This window comes from Corynebacterium sp. BD556 (genome assembly GCF_038452275.1).
GTDB classification, from domain to species: Bacteria; Actinomycetota; Actinomycetes; order Mycobacteriales; family Mycobacteriaceae; genus Corynebacterium; species Corynebacterium mayonis.
Window position 1 is genome coordinate 1,602,204 of sequence record NZ_CP141643.1, and the last position, 17,573, is coordinate 1,619,776.

15 protein-coding genes and 1 pseudogene are annotated in these 17,573 nt (G+C 56.0%); 1 reads left to right on the top strand and 15 read right to left on the bottom strand.

All coding sequences use genetic code 11. The features are described 5' to 3' along the window. The first annotated feature begins 61 nt into the window (after positions 1 to 61). Positions 62 to 1,302, top strand: a protein-coding gene (locus VLL26_RS07495; protein WP_342318167.1) for an IS3 family transposase whose coding sequence is annotated in 2 segments (ribosomal slippage) — positions 62 to 389 and positions 389 to 1,302 — 1,242 coding nt in all. Because the reading frame shifts where the segments join, the coding sequence is not laid out codon by codon here. Between the two features lie 24 nt (positions 1,303 to 1,326). Here the strand turns inward: VLL26_RS07495 and VLL26_RS07500 are convergent. From VLL26_RS07500 to VLL26_RS07570, 15 genes and pseudogenes are all read right to left on the bottom strand, one after another. Further along, on the bottom strand, positions 1,327 to 1,851 hold the full coding sequence (locus tag VLL26_RS07500; protein WP_342318490.1) for a hypothetical protein: 525 nt from the start codon (positions 1,849 to 1,851) through the stop codon (positions 1,327 to 1,329). A 54-nt stretch (positions 1,852 to 1,905) separates the two neighbouring features. After that, positions 1,906 to 2,280, bottom strand: coding sequence for an RHS repeat domain-containing protein (locus VLL26_RS07505; RefSeq protein WP_342318491.1), 375 nt, complete (start codon positions 2,278 to 2,280; stop codon positions 1,906 to 1,908). Positions 2,281 to 2,596: 316 nt separating this feature from the next. Continuing rightward, positions 2,597 to 3,196, bottom strand: a complete 600-nt coding sequence (locus tag VLL26_RS07510; RefSeq protein WP_342318492.1) for a hypothetical protein — start codon at positions 3,194 to 3,196, stop codon at positions 2,597 to 2,599. 46 nt (positions 3,197 to 3,242) lie between these two features. Then, complete coding sequence (locus VLL26_RS07515) at positions 3,243 to 3,713, bottom strand: putative toxin (protein WP_342318493.1); 471 nt, start codon at positions 3,711 to 3,713, stop codon at positions 3,243 to 3,245. 73 nt (positions 3,714 to 3,786) lie between these two features. Beyond that, the gene (locus VLL26_RS07520) at positions 3,787 to 3,975 is read right to left on the bottom strand and encodes an ATP-binding protein (protein WP_342318494.1); all 189 of its coding nucleotides are present in this window, start codon (positions 3,973 to 3,975) and stop codon (positions 3,787 to 3,789) included. A gap of 47 nt (positions 3,976 to 4,022) precedes the next feature. Next, positions 4,023 to 5,372, bottom strand: coding sequence for an IS256 family transposase (locus tag VLL26_RS07525; RefSeq protein WP_342318462.1), 1,350 nt, complete (start codon positions 5,370 to 5,372; stop codon positions 4,023 to 4,025). 22 nt (positions 5,373 to 5,394) lie between these two features. After that, positions 5,395 to 6,033, bottom strand: a complete 639-nt coding sequence (gene istB, locus VLL26_RS07530) for an IS21-like element helper ATPase IstB (protein ID WP_342318495.1) — start codon at positions 6,031 to 6,033, stop codon at positions 5,395 to 5,397. 43 nt (positions 6,034 to 6,076) lie between these two features. Then, the gene (istA, locus tag VLL26_RS07535) at positions 6,077 to 7,279 is read right to left on the bottom strand and encodes an IS21 family transposase (protein ID WP_342318463.1); all 1,203 of its coding nucleotides are present in this window, start codon (positions 7,277 to 7,279) and stop codon (positions 6,077 to 6,079) included. 54 nt (positions 7,280 to 7,333) lie between these two features. Next, positions 7,334 to 7,708, bottom strand: a complete 375-nt coding sequence (locus VLL26_RS07540; RefSeq protein ID WP_342318491.1) for an RHS repeat domain-containing protein — start codon at positions 7,706 to 7,708, stop codon at positions 7,334 to 7,336. 316 nt (positions 7,709 to 8,024) lie between these two features. Further along, on the bottom strand, positions 8,025 to 8,624 hold the full coding sequence (locus VLL26_RS07545) for a hypothetical protein (RefSeq protein WP_342318496.1): 600 nt from the start codon (positions 8,622 to 8,624) through the stop codon (positions 8,025 to 8,027). A gap of 206 nt (positions 8,625 to 8,830) precedes the next feature. Further along, positions 8,831 to 10,071 (bottom strand): IS3 family transposase gene (locus tag VLL26_RS07550; protein WP_342318167.1). Its coding sequence is split into 2 segments (ribosomal slippage): positions 8,831 to 9,744 and positions 9,744 to 10,071, totalling 1,242 coding nucleotides; the frame shifts between segments, so codons are not numbered across the junction. A gap of 54 nt (positions 10,072 to 10,125) precedes the next feature. After that, positions 10,126 to 11,222: pseudogene (locus tag VLL26_RS07555) on the bottom strand (IS3 family transposase); the annotation flags it as partial. Between the two features lie 62 nt (positions 11,223 to 11,284). Then, the gene (locus VLL26_RS07560; protein ID WP_342318497.1) at positions 11,285 to 15,787 is read right to left on the bottom strand and encodes a DUF6531 domain-containing protein; all 4,503 of its coding nucleotides are present in this window, start codon (positions 15,785 to 15,787) and stop codon (positions 11,285 to 11,287) included. 63 nt (positions 15,788 to 15,850) lie between these two features. Beyond that, positions 15,851 to 17,091 (bottom strand): IS3 family transposase gene (locus VLL26_RS07565; protein ID WP_342318167.1). Its coding sequence is split into 2 segments (ribosomal slippage): positions 15,851 to 16,764 and positions 16,764 to 17,091, totalling 1,242 coding nucleotides; the frame shifts between segments, so codons are not numbered across the junction. Between the two features lie 39 nt (positions 17,092 to 17,130). Beyond that, complete coding sequence (locus tag VLL26_RS07570; RefSeq protein WP_342318499.1) at positions 17,131 to 17,496, bottom strand: hypothetical protein; 366 nt, start codon at positions 17,494 to 17,496, stop codon at positions 17,131 to 17,133. Positions 17,497 to 17,573: the final 77 nt, after the last annotated feature.

Genomic DNA, 17,573 nt, shown 5'->3' on the forward strand with positions numbered 1-17,573 from the left:
CCCTTGGTGGTGGACACGCTGAAACCAGCATTTCGCTGGGGAAGTGAGGTACCTTTCCACCATGCCACGCAAGACCTACACCGAGCAGTTCAAGCGTGACGCAGTGACGTTGTACGAGTCGACCCCTGGAGCCACGATCAACGCGATCGCCTCCGATCTCGGGGTCAACCGCAACTCCCTGCGCACCTGGCTCGACGCCTTCGGCACCGGCACCAAAACCAACGCCAACGGTGAAAAAGTCGCCAGCCCGATCGCCGCAGCCAACAGCGAACGTACTCCTGCTCAAGGACTCTCCGATGCCGAACGCATCCGCATGCTGGAACGCGAAAACGCCACGCTACGGGAAGAACGAGAGATCCTGCGCAAGGCGGCCAAATATTTCGCGGAAGAGACGAACTGGTGAACCGCTTTCAGTTCGTTGATGACCACCGAGACTTCTACGAGGTCAAGCGGTTATGTGAGGTCCTGAAGATCAACCGGTCCTCCTACTACAAGTGGAAATCTGCTGCTCCTGCCCGCCGGCGACGCCTCGTCGCTGACGCGGCGCTGGGAGCGAGGATCAAGGCCGTGTTCACAGCTGAGAACGGCTGTTACGGGGCGAAACGCATCACAGCGGCCATCAACTCGGATCCGACCAGCGATGATCGCCTCAATCACAAGCGCACCGCCAGGCTGATGCGCCAGATGGAATTGTTCGGCTACACCAAGAAACGCCGCGTAAAGACCACGGTGTCTGCGAAACGCGCTCCGACGTTTCCGGATCTGCTCGCACGCCGTTTCACCGCGGAGAAACCAAACACGGTCTACGTCGGCGATATCACCTACCTCCCGATTGCAGATGGGTCGAATATGTACCTGGCGACGGTCATCGACTGCTACTCGCGGCAGTTGACCGGTTTCGCGATCGCCGTCCACATGCGTACGGAGTTAGTTGAAGAGGCTTTGATGATGGCTTACGGGATCCGTGGCGGGCTTGACGGAGCGATTTTCCACTCCGATCATGGCAGTGTATACACCTCTGATCGGTACCGAAGACTATGTGAACGTCTCGGTGTTACCCAATCGATGGGAGCAATTGGTACCAGCGCGGATAATTCTCTGGCGGAGTCGTTCAACGCCACGTTGAAACGGGAAGTCCTTCAAGATGCACCTGTTTTCGCCAGTCAGCTGGTGTGTCGCCGGGACGTGTTCCAATGGTGCAGTCGCTACAACACCAAACGCCTGCACTCGAGGTGCGGCTATCGTTCGCCGAACGCCTTTGAATCTTCCGAAACAGCTATACTCAAAACCGCATCTGATTAAAACTCCGTGTCCACTTTCCGGGGTTCAGACCCACTGCCACATCCCGGCGATCAAGTCATCAGTCGTGCGCGAGGGAAGCACACACGCCGCAGCGAAACGAGAATGCGAGGCTGCCATCACCAACACCGGCAACGCGCGGTAGACCCCATCAGCATCAGGTAGTCCACCCGGTGCAAAAGTGAGATCACATTGGATCTCACGCCCCGGGGCGTGAGTAAGGGTATCGACTGGGTCGGCGGGCATATACTCAGTCCGGATCCTGGCAACGTGTTTGCGAAACCATGAATCCGAGCCTGTCCAGCCCACTCGCTGAGCCAACACCTTGGCATTAAGCTGCGGTGTTTCCGTGAGAAGTTCCCTGACCTGCGGTTCAAACGGATCGAAACTCGTGCCTTTGGCATCCCGTGGCTTGTAACAAGGCGGCGAATCTGAAGCCAAAGCCTTCTCCACCGTCTTCTTCGCACAGCCCACTTCGGCCGCGATCTTCCTCAATGACAGACCCTGCCCACGCAGGTATCGGATCTGCGCCCATTCCTCCAATGAAATCACCCATCCAATCTTTTCCGGGTGGGCTACTTTTCGAGGAGCGTTTTGGGCTACTTTTCAAAGAGCGCTGACAAAAGGATCCTGCGCATTGTAAATACCGGCTTTCGGATCATAAAACCGGAACCTGTTATACGCCCACCCCGATTCCTGGTCAACATACTGTCCAGCAAATAAAAGCGGCGTACTGTGCGTACCTCTCCAGCGACGTTGACCATACAACGTGTGGACAGCACACCCAAGCACTTCACCTGTACACGGGTCGATGATCTCCTGCGGCGCACCCGCCAAATCTGCCATAAGGGCATAAAACTCAGCGTCAACGCGCTGCTGCGACCACTGGGCGGGATCATCTTCCACAGAAGCACTAGAGCTGCTGGGGGAAAACGCAACTTGGCCAACAAGTTCCCCAATGTCATAGATATTGCGCCTCATATGTGGGTTGGTCCGACAAGTGTTGCCACGAACACTTTCTCGCCCTTCAAAGCAGTAGCCAACACCGCAACGCTAAAAGAAACTCACAAGACGCTAAAAGATCCTCACGAGGTACACCACGCAGCCGACCATAGCAATGACTACCGTGACATCACCGAAGCCTTACACCCAAAACATAACCCTACTTCCATGCAAGAAAACAAGTTCAAAAACACGGAAAACAATAGAGGCTAATCCTTAGAACTGGAGCTATGCAGCTTGGTACCCACAGTTTGCCGAAGGCAGATCCGGTCCTCCATAACCAAAAAAGGACACACTACTCCAAGCCTTGAGCTTTAGCGATGCGCTCCAAGGCCTTATCCACCTCCGGTGCTGTACCAGCAAATCTACTGTGCACCAGCCACGCAAACCCAGGATGCTCCCGAAACTTCTTACTTGTGCCCACCCCATCCCAAATCAGGCCCTGCTGAGATTTCAATAAAGGATCCGGCCGCCTCGAGGACTGCATCTTCAAAAAACGATTGAACTGCTCAAAATTACGCGGATGCACATTCCGCTGCAAGGAACCAGTTCTTCCGCTAAACAAAGTTTTTGTTTTGTTGGCTGGGTACTCCTTATACTTTTCAAACTCGTCGACCACCGCCGTGACATCCAGATCCTTCGCCCCGAGCTGATTCAACATCCCAAAGGCCCCCCTGCTAATCGGACCCCAATGCAACTGCTCCGCATAGGGACGCAACGCAGCAATGATGTCCCTTCTCATCTTCCGATCCGTCATCTCCACTGCCGCCACAGCATAGTCAACATAATTGTCCTTGTCCTGCTCCTCCCTAAACCCCGGAATCAACTCAATAAACCGCTCAGTCAAAAACTGCTCAGAGTCGAAAATCGGCTCAAAAGGATTCGGTACCGGCATATCACTTACTCACTTCCATATCCCTCGACAACCAGACTTTTAGGTTTTAAGGCACCATACGCTCAATTAGGGATTCCGGCATTGTTTTGTGGATTATCTGACCGGATTCAATCAGCTTACGCACGCCCCGCGAGAGGTGCGTATTTGGCGCTGTAACCAGGATATAGTTTCCGGGCCCTGCGTGTGCCAGACCATCCCGGATCTGCCTTCTTAGATCCAATTTCTTGACAAACTTCACTTCCACGATCTGATTTGAGGTCAGTGTCAAATCGGGGATGTATGTCCTCCCGTTAACTTCGTATTTATCACCACGAGGATGATCCCGGAGGTATCGCCCTTCGAACATCTCCTGGGCGATATCCTCCCCAACTTGTCCTTTTTGATTCGAAGTCAATGCGTCGATACGCGCCTGCAACGCCGGATTAGCGACTTGACTATATTGTTTTAACCCGAAAGGATCACACCAAAGCACAGGATGGGCAACATAACCCTGCGCAGAAGAAAGCCGTGCTGCCACCCCCAAAGGTGTGAGCGCTCTTCGAAATGTAGCCCACTGGCGCTCTTTGAAATGTAGCCCAGTGTGGTCGTTGTTATTGTGCCTGATGTGGGGTTGGTGAGGGGGTTGTTGGTGCGGGTATTTCGCGTCCTTTGATGCGGTGGCTTACTCCTCGGTGTTGAAAGATTTTGGCGTGGTGGACGATGCGGTCGACCATGGCGGTGGCTACTGTGATGTCGCCGAAGCATTGCGCCCATTGGGAAAACGCTAGGTTTGAGGTCACGATGATGGAGCCGAGAGTGTCCGATAGTTTGTGTGCGGGGGTTTGGTTTACAAGTACTCCGCGAATCGGTTGGGGTATGCCACAGCTAGTTGGTTGATGGCTTGCTTCCAGCCATTGGCCTTTGCTCCTTCAACATACCCGTTGCACTCAACGGCGCGCTTGGCTTGCTTCGCGCGTTTGGCAGCGCGTTTGTCTTCGATGTTGCAAATCATCAGCCAAAGCGTCTTCACAGCCGCTGTATCGTTCGGGAACTGGCCCCGATTCCGGGTAGCTTTGCGCAGCTCAGCGTTAAGTGACTCGATCGAATTCGTGGTGTACAACACCTTGCGCGCTGCTGGCGGGAACTGCAAAAACGGCACGAACCGTTCCCACGCATCACGCCACACCTTCACCGACTGCGGGTATTTCTGGCCAAGCTCAGAGGTTTCGAACGCATCTAAGCTGGCACGGGCGGTATCTTCGTTTGCGGCCGTGTAGATCGCACGTAACGCGCTGGAGACAGCTTTTCGGTCCTGATAGGACACCCACCGGTTCGCCGCCCGGATCAGGTGCACGATGCAGGTCTGCACCATCGAATTCGGCCAGGTCGCCTCCACGGCTTCCGCTAAGCCTTTAAGCCCATCACAGCAGACGATGAAGACATCCTGGACGCCACGGTTGGCCAGATCTGCGCACACCGATGCCCACAAGGCGGCGCCTTCATTATCAGCAATCCACAAACCCAGGATGCGCTTGATACCGTCGATGTCGATGCCCACCGCCATGTAGCACGCCTTGTTGACTACACGGTGGCCATCGCGGATCTTCACGCGTAGCGCATCAAGGAAGATTACTGGGTAAAACTCGTCGAGCTGACGGTTCTGCCAGATCATGACCTCGTCTAAGACTGCATCGGTAATGGTGCTGATCGTATCCGGGCTCATATCCACCCCCAGGGTGGACCCAAGATGGTGCTGAATATCACGCACTGTCATCCCACCGGCGTACAGCGAGATGATCATGTCATCGAGCTCTGTCAGCCGGCGTGCGCCCTTGGGCACCATCTGGGGCGTAAACGTGCCGCAACGATCCCTGGGTACAGTCACTTCCAACGTGCCGTAACCAGAGTTAACCGTCTTGGTGTACGACCCGTTGCGGTGGTTACCACCCTGTGTTGGTTCAACCTGGGCCTTCATCTTCCGGTCGGAATGACGGTAGCCCAAATGGGCATCCATTTCCGCCTGCAGACCAGCGTTAATCGACGCCTGCAACAGACCTTTGACCAGGTCACTGGCGTCACCGGTGGACGTCGACAACTCGCCAATCAGCTTGGCGAGCTCAGGATTTTCCATCAGCTTCTCGCTGATCTCGTTGATCTTGTCCTGGTCATGGTTTTTCTTCGTTGTCACCGTTGTCATTATCGGTGAAACTCCTTCTGTATCAGAGCCTCACACACAAACTTCCTGACACCCTCATGGAGCCGTGTTCGTAGCGTCTGGAGACGAGTTGAAAAAACAGGTTCGCCGCGTCAGCTTCGACGGGAATGTAGCCGAGTTCGTCGATGATGAGCAGGTGGTAGCGGTTTAATCGTTTCAGCAGCGTTTCGAGTTTGCCGGTGTTGTGGGCTTCAGTGAGGGTGTTTACCCACCCGGCGGCGGTGTCGAAGAGGACGCGATAGCCTTGCTGCGCTGCTGTGATGCCAAGTGCGGTGGCGAGGTGGGTTTTGCCGGTTCCGGGTGGGCCGAGCAGGACGACGTTTTCAGCTGTGGCGACCCAGGCCCCGGTTTCAAGGCGTGCGATTTCAGTGCGGTCAATACTGGGTTGTGCGGTGAAGTCGAAGTCGGCGATGGTTTTCACGGCCGGAAAGCCGGCGCGTTTGACGCGTAATGATGCTCCGGATTCCGCGCGGGCGGTCGCTTCGACAGATAGCACGGCGGCGAGGTACTCCTCGAATGTCCAGGATTGGCTACGTGCTTGATTGGCGATGGTTGAGTAGACGTTGTCGATGCGTGGGGCTTTCAACTCCCGTGCGAGGTGACTAATTGCCGCCGCGGTGTCGTGGGCGCTGGTGCGGGTCATAGGAAAGAGCTCTCCTTGAAGTTTGTGGGGCGTTGAGGCCGTGTTAGGCGATGTGGTCGTAGATGGATAGGTCAGCGATGTCAACAGCGGTATCTGGCTGGAATCTCTCGCCCGCCGTAGCTAGGTCGCGGCGCATGGCGCGGGCAGTTTGGGCGTGGGCGGGGTCGGTGATGACCTTGTGCTGGCCCCAGTGGCGCGGGTGCACCGCGGCGGGTTCACCGTGTGGCCCGGTCACGGCGATTTCATCAAGCGTGCTGCGCACAGTGACTAGTCGGTCAATGAATGTCGGATCCACGCTGTACTGGTTGGTGTCAACGGTGACGTAGTAGTTTCGCGGCAGGCGCACCGCGGGCCTGACACCGAACACCGGCGGATACGGTGGCAAGGGGCGCATCGCCCGCTGATCAGCTGCAAACAAGTCCGCCGGTGTGGCCTTCAACGTGGTGTGAACGCGTGCGTTGGCGATTGTGGTGAACCACTCATCAAGTTGGGCTTGCACATCCACCGGGTCGCTGAACCGGCGCCCGGGGAAGAAGGAACGCTTCATGTACCCGTTGGTGCGCTCGACGATGCCTTTAGATTCCGGGTCCCGCGGTGGGGTCTGAACGATTCTGCAGCACAGCGCCCCGCCGAATGCGGCAACAGGCTCGCACAGCTTCGCCTTGCCAATCCCGGACTCGTGATCCCACACGAGCCGATCTGGTACCGCTTGGAAATCACGTGTTATCAACTGCCACATCCCGGCGATCAAGTCATCAGTCGTGCGCGAGGGAAGCACACACGCCGCAGCGAAACGAGAATGCGAGGCTGCCATCACCAACACCGGCAACGCGCGGTAGACCCCATCAGCATCAGGTAGTCCACCCGGTGCAAAAGTGAGATCACATTGGATCTCACGCCCCGGGGCGTGAGTAAGGGTATCGACTGGGTCGGCGGGCATATACTCAGTCCGGATCCTGGCAACGTGTTTGCGAAACCATGAATCCGAGCCTGTCCAGCCCACTCGCTGAGCCAACACCTTGGCATTAAGCTGCGGTGTTTCCGTGAGAAGTTCCCTGACCTGCGGTTCAAACGGATCGAAACTCGTGCCTTTGGCATCCCGTGGCTTGTAACAAGGCGGCGAATCTGAAGCCAAAGCCTTCTCCACCGTCTTCTTCGCACAGCCCACTTCGGCCGCGATCTTCCTCAATGACAGACCCTGCCCACGCAGGTATCGGATCTGCGCCCATTCCTCCAATGAAATCACCCATCCAATCTTTTCCGGGTGGGCTACTTTTCGAGGAGCGTTTTGGGCTACTTTTCAAAGAGCGCTGACAAAAGGATCCTGCGCATTGTAAATACCGGCTTTCGGATCATAAAACCGGAACCTGTTATACGCCCACCCCGATTCCTGGTCAACATACTGTCCAGCAAATAAAAGCGGCGTACTGTGCGTACCTCTCCAGCGACGTTGACCATACAACGTGTGGACAGCACACCCAAGCACTTCACCTGTACACGGGTCGATGATCTCCTGCGGCGCACCCGCCAAATCTGCCATAAGGGCATAAAACTCAGCGTCAACGCGCTGCTGCGACCACTGGGCGGGATCATCTTCCACAGAAGCACTAGAGCTGCTGGGGGAAAACGCAACTTGGCCAACAAGTTCCCCAATGTCATAGATATTGCGCCTCATATGTGGGTTGGTCCGACAAGTGTTGCCACGAACACTTTCTCGCCCTTCAAAGCAGTAGCCAACACCGCAACGCTAAAAGAAACTCACAAGACGCTAAAAGATCCTCACGAGGTACACCACGCAGCCGACCATAGCAATGACTACCGTGACATCACCGAAGCCTTACACCCAAAACATAACCCTACTTCCATGCAAGAAAACAAGTTCAAAAACACGGAAAACAATAGAGGCTAATCCTTAGAACTGGAGCTATGCAGCTTGGTACCCACAGTTTGCCGAAGGCAGATCCGGTCCTCCATAACCAAAAAAGGACACACTACTCCAAGCCTTGAGCTTTAGCGATGCGCTCCAAGGCCTTATCTACCTCCGGTGCTGTACCAGCAAATCTACTGTGCACCAGCCACGCAAACCCAGGATGCTCCCGAAACTTCTTACTTGTGCCCACCCCATCCCAAATCAGGCCCTGCTGAGATTTCAATAAAGGATCCGGCCGCCTCGAGGACTGCATCTTCAAAAAACGATTGAACTGCTCAAAATTACGCGGATGCACATTCCGCTGCAAGGAACCAGTTCTTCCGCTAAACAAAGTTTTTGTTTTGTTGGCTGGGTACTCCTTATACTTTTCAAACTCGTCGACCACCGCCGTGACATCCAGATCCTTCGCCCCGAGCTGATTCAACATCCCAAAGGCCCCCCTGCTAATCGGACCCCAATGCAACTGCTCCGCATAGGGACGCAACGCAGCAATGATGTCCCTTCTCATCTTCCGATCCGTCATCTCCACTGCCGCCACAGCATGGTTGACATAATTGTCCTTGTCCTGCTCCTCCCTAAACCCCGGAATCAACTCAATAAACCGCTCAGTCAAAAACTGCTCAGAGTCGAAAATCGGCTCAAAAGGATTCGGTACCGGCATATCACTTACTCACTTCCATATCCCTCGACAACCAGACTTTTAGGTTTTAAGGCACCATACGCTCAATTAGGGATTCCGGCATTGTTTTGTGGATTATCTGACCGGATTCAATCAGCTTACGCACGCCCCGCGAGAGGTGCGTATTTGGCGCTGTAACCAGGATATAGTTTCCGGGGGTCTGAACCCCGGAAAGTGGACACGGAGTTTTAATCAGATGCGGTTTTGAGTATAGCTGTTTCGGAAGATTCAAAGGCGTTCGGCGAACGATAGCCGCACCTCGAGTGCAGGCGTTTGGTGTTGTAGCGACTGCACCATTGGAACACGTCCCGGCGACACACCAGCTGACTGGCGAAAACAGGTGCATCTTGAAGGACTTCCCGTTTCAACGTGGCGTTGAACGACTCCGCCAGAGAATTATCCGCGCTGGTACCAATTGCTCCCATCGATTGGGTAACACCGAGACGTTCACATAGTCTTCGGTACCGATCAGAGGTGTATACACTGCCATGATCGGAGTGGAAAATCGCTCCGTCAAGCCCGCCACGGATCCCGTAAGCCATCATCAAAGCCTCTTCAACTAACTCCGTACGCATGTGGACGGCGATCGCGAAACCGGTCAACTGCCGCGAGTAGCAGTCGATGACCGTCGCCAGGTACATATTCGACCCATCTGCAATCGGGAGGTAGGTGATATCGCCGACGTAGACCGTGTTTGGTTTCTCCGCGGTGAAACGGCGTGCGAGCAGATCCGGAAACGTCGGAGCGCGTTTCGCAGACACCGTGGTCTTTACGCGGCGTTTCTTGGTGTAGCCGAACAATTCCATCTGGCGCATCAGCCTGGCGGTGCGCTTGTGATTGAGGCGATCATCGCTGGTCGGATCCGAGTTGATGGCCGCTGTGATGCGTTTCGCCCCGTAACAGCCGTTCTCAGCTGTGAACACGGCCTTGATCCTCGCTCCCAGCGCCGCGTCAGCGACGAGGCGTCGCCGGCGGGCAGGAGCAGCAGATTTCCACTTGTAGTAGGAGGACCGGTTGATCTTCAGGACCTCACATAACCGCTTGACCTCGTAGAAGTCTCGGTGGTCATCAACGAACTGAAAGCGGTTCACCAGTTCGTCTCTTCCGCGAAATATTTGGCCGCCTTGCGCAGGATCTCTCGTTCTTCCCGTAGCGTGGCGTTTTCGCGTTCCAGCATGCGGATGCGTTCGGCATCGGAGAGTCCTTGAGCAGGAGTACGTTCGCTGTTGGCTGCGGCGATCGGGCTGGCGACTTTTTCACCGTTGGCGTTGGTTTTGGTGCCGGTGCCGAAGGCGTCGAGCCAGGTGCGCAGGGAGTTGCGGTTGACCCCGAGATCGGAGGCGATCGCGTTGATCGTGGCTCCAGGGGTCGACTCGTACAACGTCACTGCGTCACGCTTAAACTGCTCGGTGTAGGTCTTGCGTGGCATGGTGGAAAGGTACCTCACTTCCCCAGCGAAATGCTGGTTTCAGCGTGTCCACCACCAAGGGGTCAGGTCCTGAAGGACTTCCCGTTTCAACGTGGCGTTGAACGACTCCGCCAGAGAATTATCCGCGCTGGTACCAATTGCTCCCATCGATTGGGTAACACCGAGACGTTCACATAGTCTTCGGTACCGATCAGAGGTGTATACACTGCCATGATCGGAGTGGAAAATCGCTCCGTCAAGCCCGCCACGGATCCCGTAAGCCATCATCAAAGCCTCTTCAACTAACTCCGTACGCATGTGGACGGCGATCGCGAAACCGGTCAACTGCCGCGAGTAGCAGTCGATGACCGTCGCCAGGTACATATTCGACCCATCTGCAATCGGGAGGTAGGTGATATCGCCGACGTAGACCGTGTTTGGTTTCTCCGCGGTGAAACGGCGTGCGAGCAGATCCGGAAACGTCGGAGCGCGTTTCGCAGACACCGTGGTCTTTACGCGGCGTTTCTTGGTGTAGCCGAACAATTCCATCTGGCGCATCAGCCTGGCGGTGCGCTTGTGATTGAGGCGATCATCGCTGGTCGGATCCGAGTTGATGGCCGCTGTGATGCGTTTCGCCCCGTAACAGCCGTTCTCAGCTGTGAACACGGCCTTGATCCTCGCTCCCAGCGCCGCGTCAGCGACGAGGCGTCGCCGGCGGGCAGGAGCAGCAGATTTCCACTTGTAGTAGGAGGACCGGTTGATCTTCAGGACCTCACATAACCGCTTGACCTCGTAGAAGTCTCGGTGGTCATCAACGAACTGAAAGCGGTTCACCAGTTCGTCTCTTCCGCGAAATATTTGGCCGCCTTGCGCAGGATCTCTCGTTCTTCCCGTAGCGTGGCGTTTTCGCGTTCCAGCATGCGGATGCGTTCGGCATCGGAGAGTCCTTGAGCAGGAGTACGTTCGCTGTTGGCTGCGGCGATCGGGCTGGCGACTTTTTCACCGTTGGCGTTGGTTTTGGTGCCGGTGCCGAAGGCGTCGAGCCAGGTGCGCAGGGAGTTGCGGTTGACCCCGAGATCGGAGGCGATCGCGTTGATCGTGGCTCCAGGGGTCGACTCGTACAACGTCACTGCGTCACGCTTAAACTGCTCGGTGTAGGTCTTGCGTGGCATGGTGGAAAGGTACCTCACTTCCCCAGCGAAATGCTGGTTTCAGCGTGTCCACCACCAAGGGGTCAGGTCCCGGGCCCTGCGTGTGCCAGACCATCCCGGATCTGCCTTCTTAGATCCAATTTCTTGACAAACTTCACTTCCACGATCTGATCTGAGGTCAGTGTCAAATCAGGGATGTATGTCCTCCCGTTAACAACGTATTTATCACCACGAGGATCATCCCGGAGGAATCGCCCTTCGAACATCTCCCGGGCGATCTTCTCCCCAACTTGTCCTTTTTGATTCGAAGTCAATGCGTCGATACGCGCCTGCAACGCCGGATTAGCGACTTGACTATATTGTTTTAACCCGAAAGGATCACACCAAAGCACAGGATGGGCAACATAACCCTGCGCAGAAGAAAGCTGTGCTGCTACCCCCAAAGGATCCTGCGCATTGTAAATACCGGCTTTCGGATCATAAAACCGGAACCTGTTATACGCCCACCCCGATTCCTGGTCAACATACTGTCCAGCAAATAAAAGCGGCATACTGAGCGTGCCTCTCCAGCGACGTTGACCATACAACGTGTGGACAGCACACCCAAGCACTTCACCTGTTCGCGGGTCGATGATCTCCTGCGGCGCACCCGCCAAATCTGCCATAAGGGCATAAAACTCAGCGTCAACGCGCTGCTGCGACCACTGGGCGGGATCATCTTCCACAGAAGCACTAGGACTGCTGGGGGAAAACGCAACTTGGCCAACAAGTTCCCCAGTCTCTGGATCAGTAGATACCACCCAACCACAACCTGCATCAGGACCCATAGTGGTGTACTCACCAACTAACTGATCACCAGCATGGGCGAACACCGTCCGCGCTATCACCTCACCAGTTTCGGTGTTGATGGTCTCTTTCGCTACGCGCCTGCCCAAACCGTCGTAAATGTAGCGCCAGCCCATGCCAGGAGTGTCAGAAGAATCAAAACCTATCGGCTGCTCACCAGTGGCATAGTAAAAATTCTTTACTAAAGGCTTCTTGCTAATCCGCTTCGTAACGGTACGAACAACTCGGCCCGCCCCATCATAAATATAGGTGGTACGCCCTACACGGGTAGGCATCGTGCCCGAAAACTCGATCTTTTCCTTTGCAGCGGAAGTGCGGAGGGCTGGCTTTTGCCATGACTCTTCAGGCTGAGGCGCATCATACCGGTTCAATACACCGGCTGGGCTATACTCGTAAGATTCCTGGCCAGCACCATCCGGATAAATTCCGTGCGATACCTTCTGCGGGTTTGCAGCAGAACTTTCACGTCGGACCGCAGTTACACGCCCAACCTCGTCGACGCTATACAAGCTGCGTCCGCGGAGCTGGTCTCTCACTTCGGTGATCTTGGTATCCGCCCGCCACGTCAGCTCACGGCCAGCCACGGATTGCGCTGCACCCCCCACAGAAGCACCAGACATACTCATGCGATCCTGGATACGGCGAGCACGTTGGTCGTAGGAAAAACTACGAGTCAACGCGCCGATATCAATAGTGTCACGCAAACCTCGCTGATCACGGCTATACGACAGCCCCACCAAAGTGCGTGCACCCTCATTGCCTGACCCCTCCCACATAACATCTGAGGTTGCGATCTGCCCATAACCATCACGAGCAAATTCGGTATAAATCCTCTCGCCCGCCGGAAGAAGGATGCTATAGCCGTAGGCTTGGCCCGCCGCATCAACGTGAGCTTCATAGCCGGTAGACTCCCCGGAGGCTAAAGTGACCGTCTCCCCGGCTATCTGGCCATCCGCATCATAAGTGTAAGAAACCGACGAGAAGGCATTAGATACGCCTGTCACGCGCCCCGCCAGGTCATAAGCAAACTCAGATACTCCAGAGGAGTCAACTACGCGCTCAACATTCCCCATCCAGTTACGCTCAAGGGTTGTCGTGCCAGCCGGGGACTCAACGACCGTGCGCAATCCATCCACAGAGGTCGAGGCAGTCACTGGGCGGCCGTTGTAATCAATCTCGCGGGCGATCGTCCCATCAAGGTTGTATTCGTACCGCCACGTACGATTATCAGCGTTGGTCACTGCCACAGGCTGCATCTGGGTGTTATAGGTAATCCGAGTTACCGCTCCATCCGCGTCGGTCGTTAAAGCAGGTTGATCGAACACAGTGTACTGCACCGTCGATGTCAGCCCGAGCTCATTGGTGAAACTGAGCTGGTTTCCCTCACCATCAAATGTTGCTGACTGCCTCGCCCCATCTTCAAACACAACCTCATTTGCCCACCCTTCCGGGGTGTAGCCAATCATGGTGACAGCACCATTCGGGTCCATTGCCTCAATGACACGACCACACACATCACGCACCCAACTCATGCGTCGCCCAGCAGGATCAACAGTTGCCATCAAACGGCCCGCATCATCGTGCTCCATTACGGTTGTGTATCCGCCCGGGTCGGTCACAGACGATAAAACAATCCCTGAGGCACGCACCTGCCAATCCCACTTAGTTTCGGCGCCACTAGGTTCACGCAACGCAGTAACCATCCCAAAAGCATCAACATCACACTCAGTTATCGAGCCGTCGCGTTCAATGATGCGTGCCGGAACGCCCCACGCTCCAGGCTCTACGCGCCTACTCGTGCCATCGGGGAAACCTTCACCAACGCACACCCCATCTTCGTTATAAGTCATCGACCACACTTCTCCGGCCGAATCGACAATTTTAGTGACTTGGTGATACGAATTATGCTCGAAATCCGTTACCCGGCCCTCCGGGGTGATTATCCGCCACACATCCCCGTCCGCGCTACACCGGTACACCGTCGGACGCACATCCCCCAGAACCTCATCGTGTAGCCACGCGTCGGGGACACTCCAACCATCCTCATCGCGTACACCTGCACGGCCACGCCCGGTCAACCCTGCCTGAACAAGACCGCCCTCGCGCAAAGCTGCGACCAACTCAAGCTGATCCAACCGGTCCAAAAACTCATCCATCACTGAGTCCCCGACTGCCAACGGGTCCTGTTCAAAAGGCGTCGCAGTTTCAATCGCTACCACTACTATCCCGCCGGCTGGGGCATCCTCGGCAGTATCGTCAAGCCACACCGCAGTATTCGGAAAGAACCCTCCCGTGCCAACCTGGGAACTCACACGACCTGCTTCATCAAATCGGTACACATACGACACCCCATTTCGATCCGTCCACCCACACGGACGTCCCTGCTCGTCGTAGCGATAACGCAGCACACCCGCATGCGAGTTCCGCACCGTTATCAACCGACCAAACGGGTCATAGCCATAAGAGACCAACCGCACTGGATCGTCGTCCGGATGCGTCAACGGGTTCGACACCCAAACCCCCGACACCCGGTTAATCGCTCCATCCCAACTCAGATCCAATCGGGTGCCATCAGAACGCACCATCGCCACCATGTGCCCCGTCGCGTTATCCCACACATAGTCGATCCGCTGCCCCGTACGGTGCACCATCGAGCTTATTCCCAGCTCAATGCTTATACCGAAACGTTCAGCGACACTGCCAGACACAATCCCAGCTCCGACCATGCTACGTCCCACGCTTGCAGGCCCATGAGCTACCCCTACACCATCGGGACGCAGATCGTCTTGCTCATACACATGAAAGTGATACGTTACCGCCTCATTGACGGCACGCACGCGGTACGCTCCGTCCCCAAATGACAACAGCCAGCCACGTCCATTACCGCGCACTTCCGAACCATCCACAGGGGCAGGGGGAAACTGGATTAGCGCCCCATCCGGGCACAGCATCGTCACCACATCCGCCGCAACCTCCAAACGGACATCCATACGCGAGATCCACCTTGGCCCCAACGCACGACCCACCTCATGCGTAGAAAACGCGTGACGGTCTATCACCAGCGGCAACGTACCCTCAATGCGAATATCAGTGTCGCTATCTACCATTGCTCCAGTAGCAATATCAACCGGATCAAGCGCAAACAAGATCCGATCAATGCCACGAGCCGCAGCTTTACCCGCCGACTCTTTCAGCGCCACCGCCGACTGCTGCAAGGCAGCAACCTTCGAACCAAGTTTTCCAGTCTTCGCCAGTTTGCCTAAAGCCCCCAGCGCCCCACACGTCGCCAGATCAAAGAGGAACTCACCCCAACTTGCCTCCCCTGCTGCCGCCAGTAAAAACTTCAACCCCACACCAATGCCAACCAACACCGCCCCAAGTATCTGCAAACCAGGAATCAGCATCATAATGCCGCCGATAATCTGCAAGGCATCGGACACCACCGACAAAAGGTCGGCGTTGTCATGCATAAAATCTTTAATCGCCTGCCAAGTCCCACCCAAAAACCCGGGATTTTCCTCAAAGGCTTTACGTGCCTGCGCCGAGATCTCCGCAGCATGCAGCGAAACCTGCCCACCCAGCGATGCCTTAACTTCCTCAGCCGCTGCAATATCCGCTTCCCATTTCGCCTGCGCAGCCGCAAGCTGCGCCTGCGCCGCTACTAACGCGGCTGCCGCCGCAGATTTCGTTGCAGCGTCCGGCGCCAAAGCCACCGCAGTTTCAGCTTGATTAACCTGCACAACAGCAGCATTGACCGCCGTATGATCTGTTGGGTCTGAACCCCGGAAAGTGGACACGGAGTTTTAATCAGATGCGGTTTTGAGTATAGCTGTTTCGGAAGATTCAAAGGCGTTCGGCGAACGATAGCCGCACCTCGAGTGCAGGCGTTTGGTGTTGTAGCGACTGCACCATTGGAACACGTCCCGGCGACACACCAGCTGACTGGCGAAAACAGGTGCATCTTGAAGGACTTCCCGTTTCAACGTGGCGTTGAACGACTCCGCCAGAGAATTATCCGCGCTGGTACCAATTGCTCCCATCGATTGGGTAACACCGAGACGTTCACATAGTCTTCGGTACCGATCAGAGGTGTATACACTGCCATGATCGGAGTGGAAAATCGCTCCGTCAAGCCCGCCACGGATCCCGTAAGCCATCATCAAAGCCTCTTCAACTAACTCCGTACGCATGTGGACGGCGATCGCGAAACCGGTCAACTGCCGCGAGTAGCAGTCGATGACCGTCGCCAGGTACATATTCGACCCATCTGCAATCGGGAGGTAGGTGATATCGCCGACGTAGACCGTGTTTGGTTTCTCCGCGGTGAAACGGCGTGCGAGCAGATCCGGAAACGTCGGAGCGCGTTTCGCAGACACCGTGGTCTTTACGCGGCGTTTCTTGGTGTAGCCGAACAATTCCATCTGGCGCATCAGCCTGGCGGTGCGCTTGTGATTGAGGCGATCATCGCTGGTCGGATCCGAGTTGATGGCCGCTGTGATGCGTTTCGCCCCGTAACAGCCGTTCTCAGCTGTGAACACGGCCTTGATCCTCGCTCCCAGCGCCGCGTCAGCGACGAGGCGTCGCCGGCGGGCAGGAGCAGCAGATTTCCACTTGTAGTAGGAGGACCGGTTGATCTTCAGGACCTCACATAACCGCTTGACCTCGTAGAAGTCTCGGTGGTCATCAACGAACTGAAAGCGGTTCACCAGTTCGTCTCTTCCGCGAAATATTTGGCCGCCTTGCGCAGGATCTCTCGTTCTTCCCGTAGCGTGGCGTTTTCGCGTTCCAGCATGCGGATGCGTTCGGCATCGGAGAGTCCTTGAGCAGGAGTACGTTCGCTGTTGGCTGCGGCGATCGGGCTGGCGACTTTTTCACCGTTGGCGTTGGTTTTGGTGCCGGTGCCGAAGGCGTCGAGCCAGGTGCGCAGGGAGTTGCGGTTGACCCCGAGATCGGAGGCGATCGCGTTGATCGTGGCTCCAGGGGTCGACTCGTACAACGTCACTGCGTCACGCTTGAACTGCTCGGTGTAGGTCTTGCGTGGCATGGTGGAAAGGTACCTCACTTCCCCAGCGAAATGCTGGTTTCAGCGTGTCCACCACCAAGGGGTCAGGTCCACACGCGCCACAGACCGCAAAGCATCCATTTCAGTCCGCCGCGCACCCAAATCTAAACCATAGGCATGCAAAGCATCAGCCAACCCAGCATGGGCCTGGCCCGTGACCAAAAGATGCTGCGGGAAATCCCCGTGCAACAACTCCCGGTACCGATCCCCCTCGCTGCCCACAAACCCCCCATCATTAATCGCGCGCAGCAACCCCGACGTCTCCACCGCACGATCCGCAAAACCACGCCACGTCCGTGCCGACGCCAACACCGAGAACACAGACCCACCAATATGGAAATGCGGACGAACAAACACCTCAAACGGTGGAAGTGGCACAGCAGGCATTACGAGAACTCATTCCTTAACTTCGAGAGGGAGACCAACATTTAAAATCAAAAGGACGATGCCCGGCCGCGAAACCC

Excerpts from the sequence above, each read along its gene's own strand:
- VLL26_RS07540 (WP_342318491.1), bottom strand. The coding sequence starts at position 7,708 with ATGAGGCGCAATATCTATGACATTGGGGAACTTGTTGGCCAAGTTGCG.
- VLL26_RS07505 (WP_342318491.1), bottom strand. The coding sequence starts at position 2,280 with ATGAGGCGCAATATCTATGACATTGGGGAACTTGTTGGCCAAGTTGCG.
- VLL26_RS07545 (WP_342318496.1), bottom strand. The coding sequence starts at position 8,624 with ATGCCGGTACCGAATCCTTTTGAGCCGATTTTCGACTCTGAGCAGTTT.
- VLL26_RS07525 (WP_342318462.1), bottom strand. The coding sequence starts at position 5,372 with ATGACAACGGTGACAACGAAGAAAAACCATGACCAGGACAAGATCAAC.
- VLL26_RS07510 (WP_342318492.1), bottom strand. The coding sequence starts at position 3,196 with ATGCCGGTACCGAATCCTTTTGAGCCGATTTTCGACTCTGAGCAGTTT.
- istB (WP_342318495.1), bottom strand. The coding sequence starts at position 6,033 with ATGACCCGCACCAGCGCCCACGACACCGCGGCGGCAATTAGTCACCTC.
- VLL26_RS07570 (WP_342318499.1), bottom strand. The coding sequence starts at position 17,496 with ATGCCTGCTGTGCCACTTCCACCGTTTGAGGTGTTTGTTCGTCCGCAT.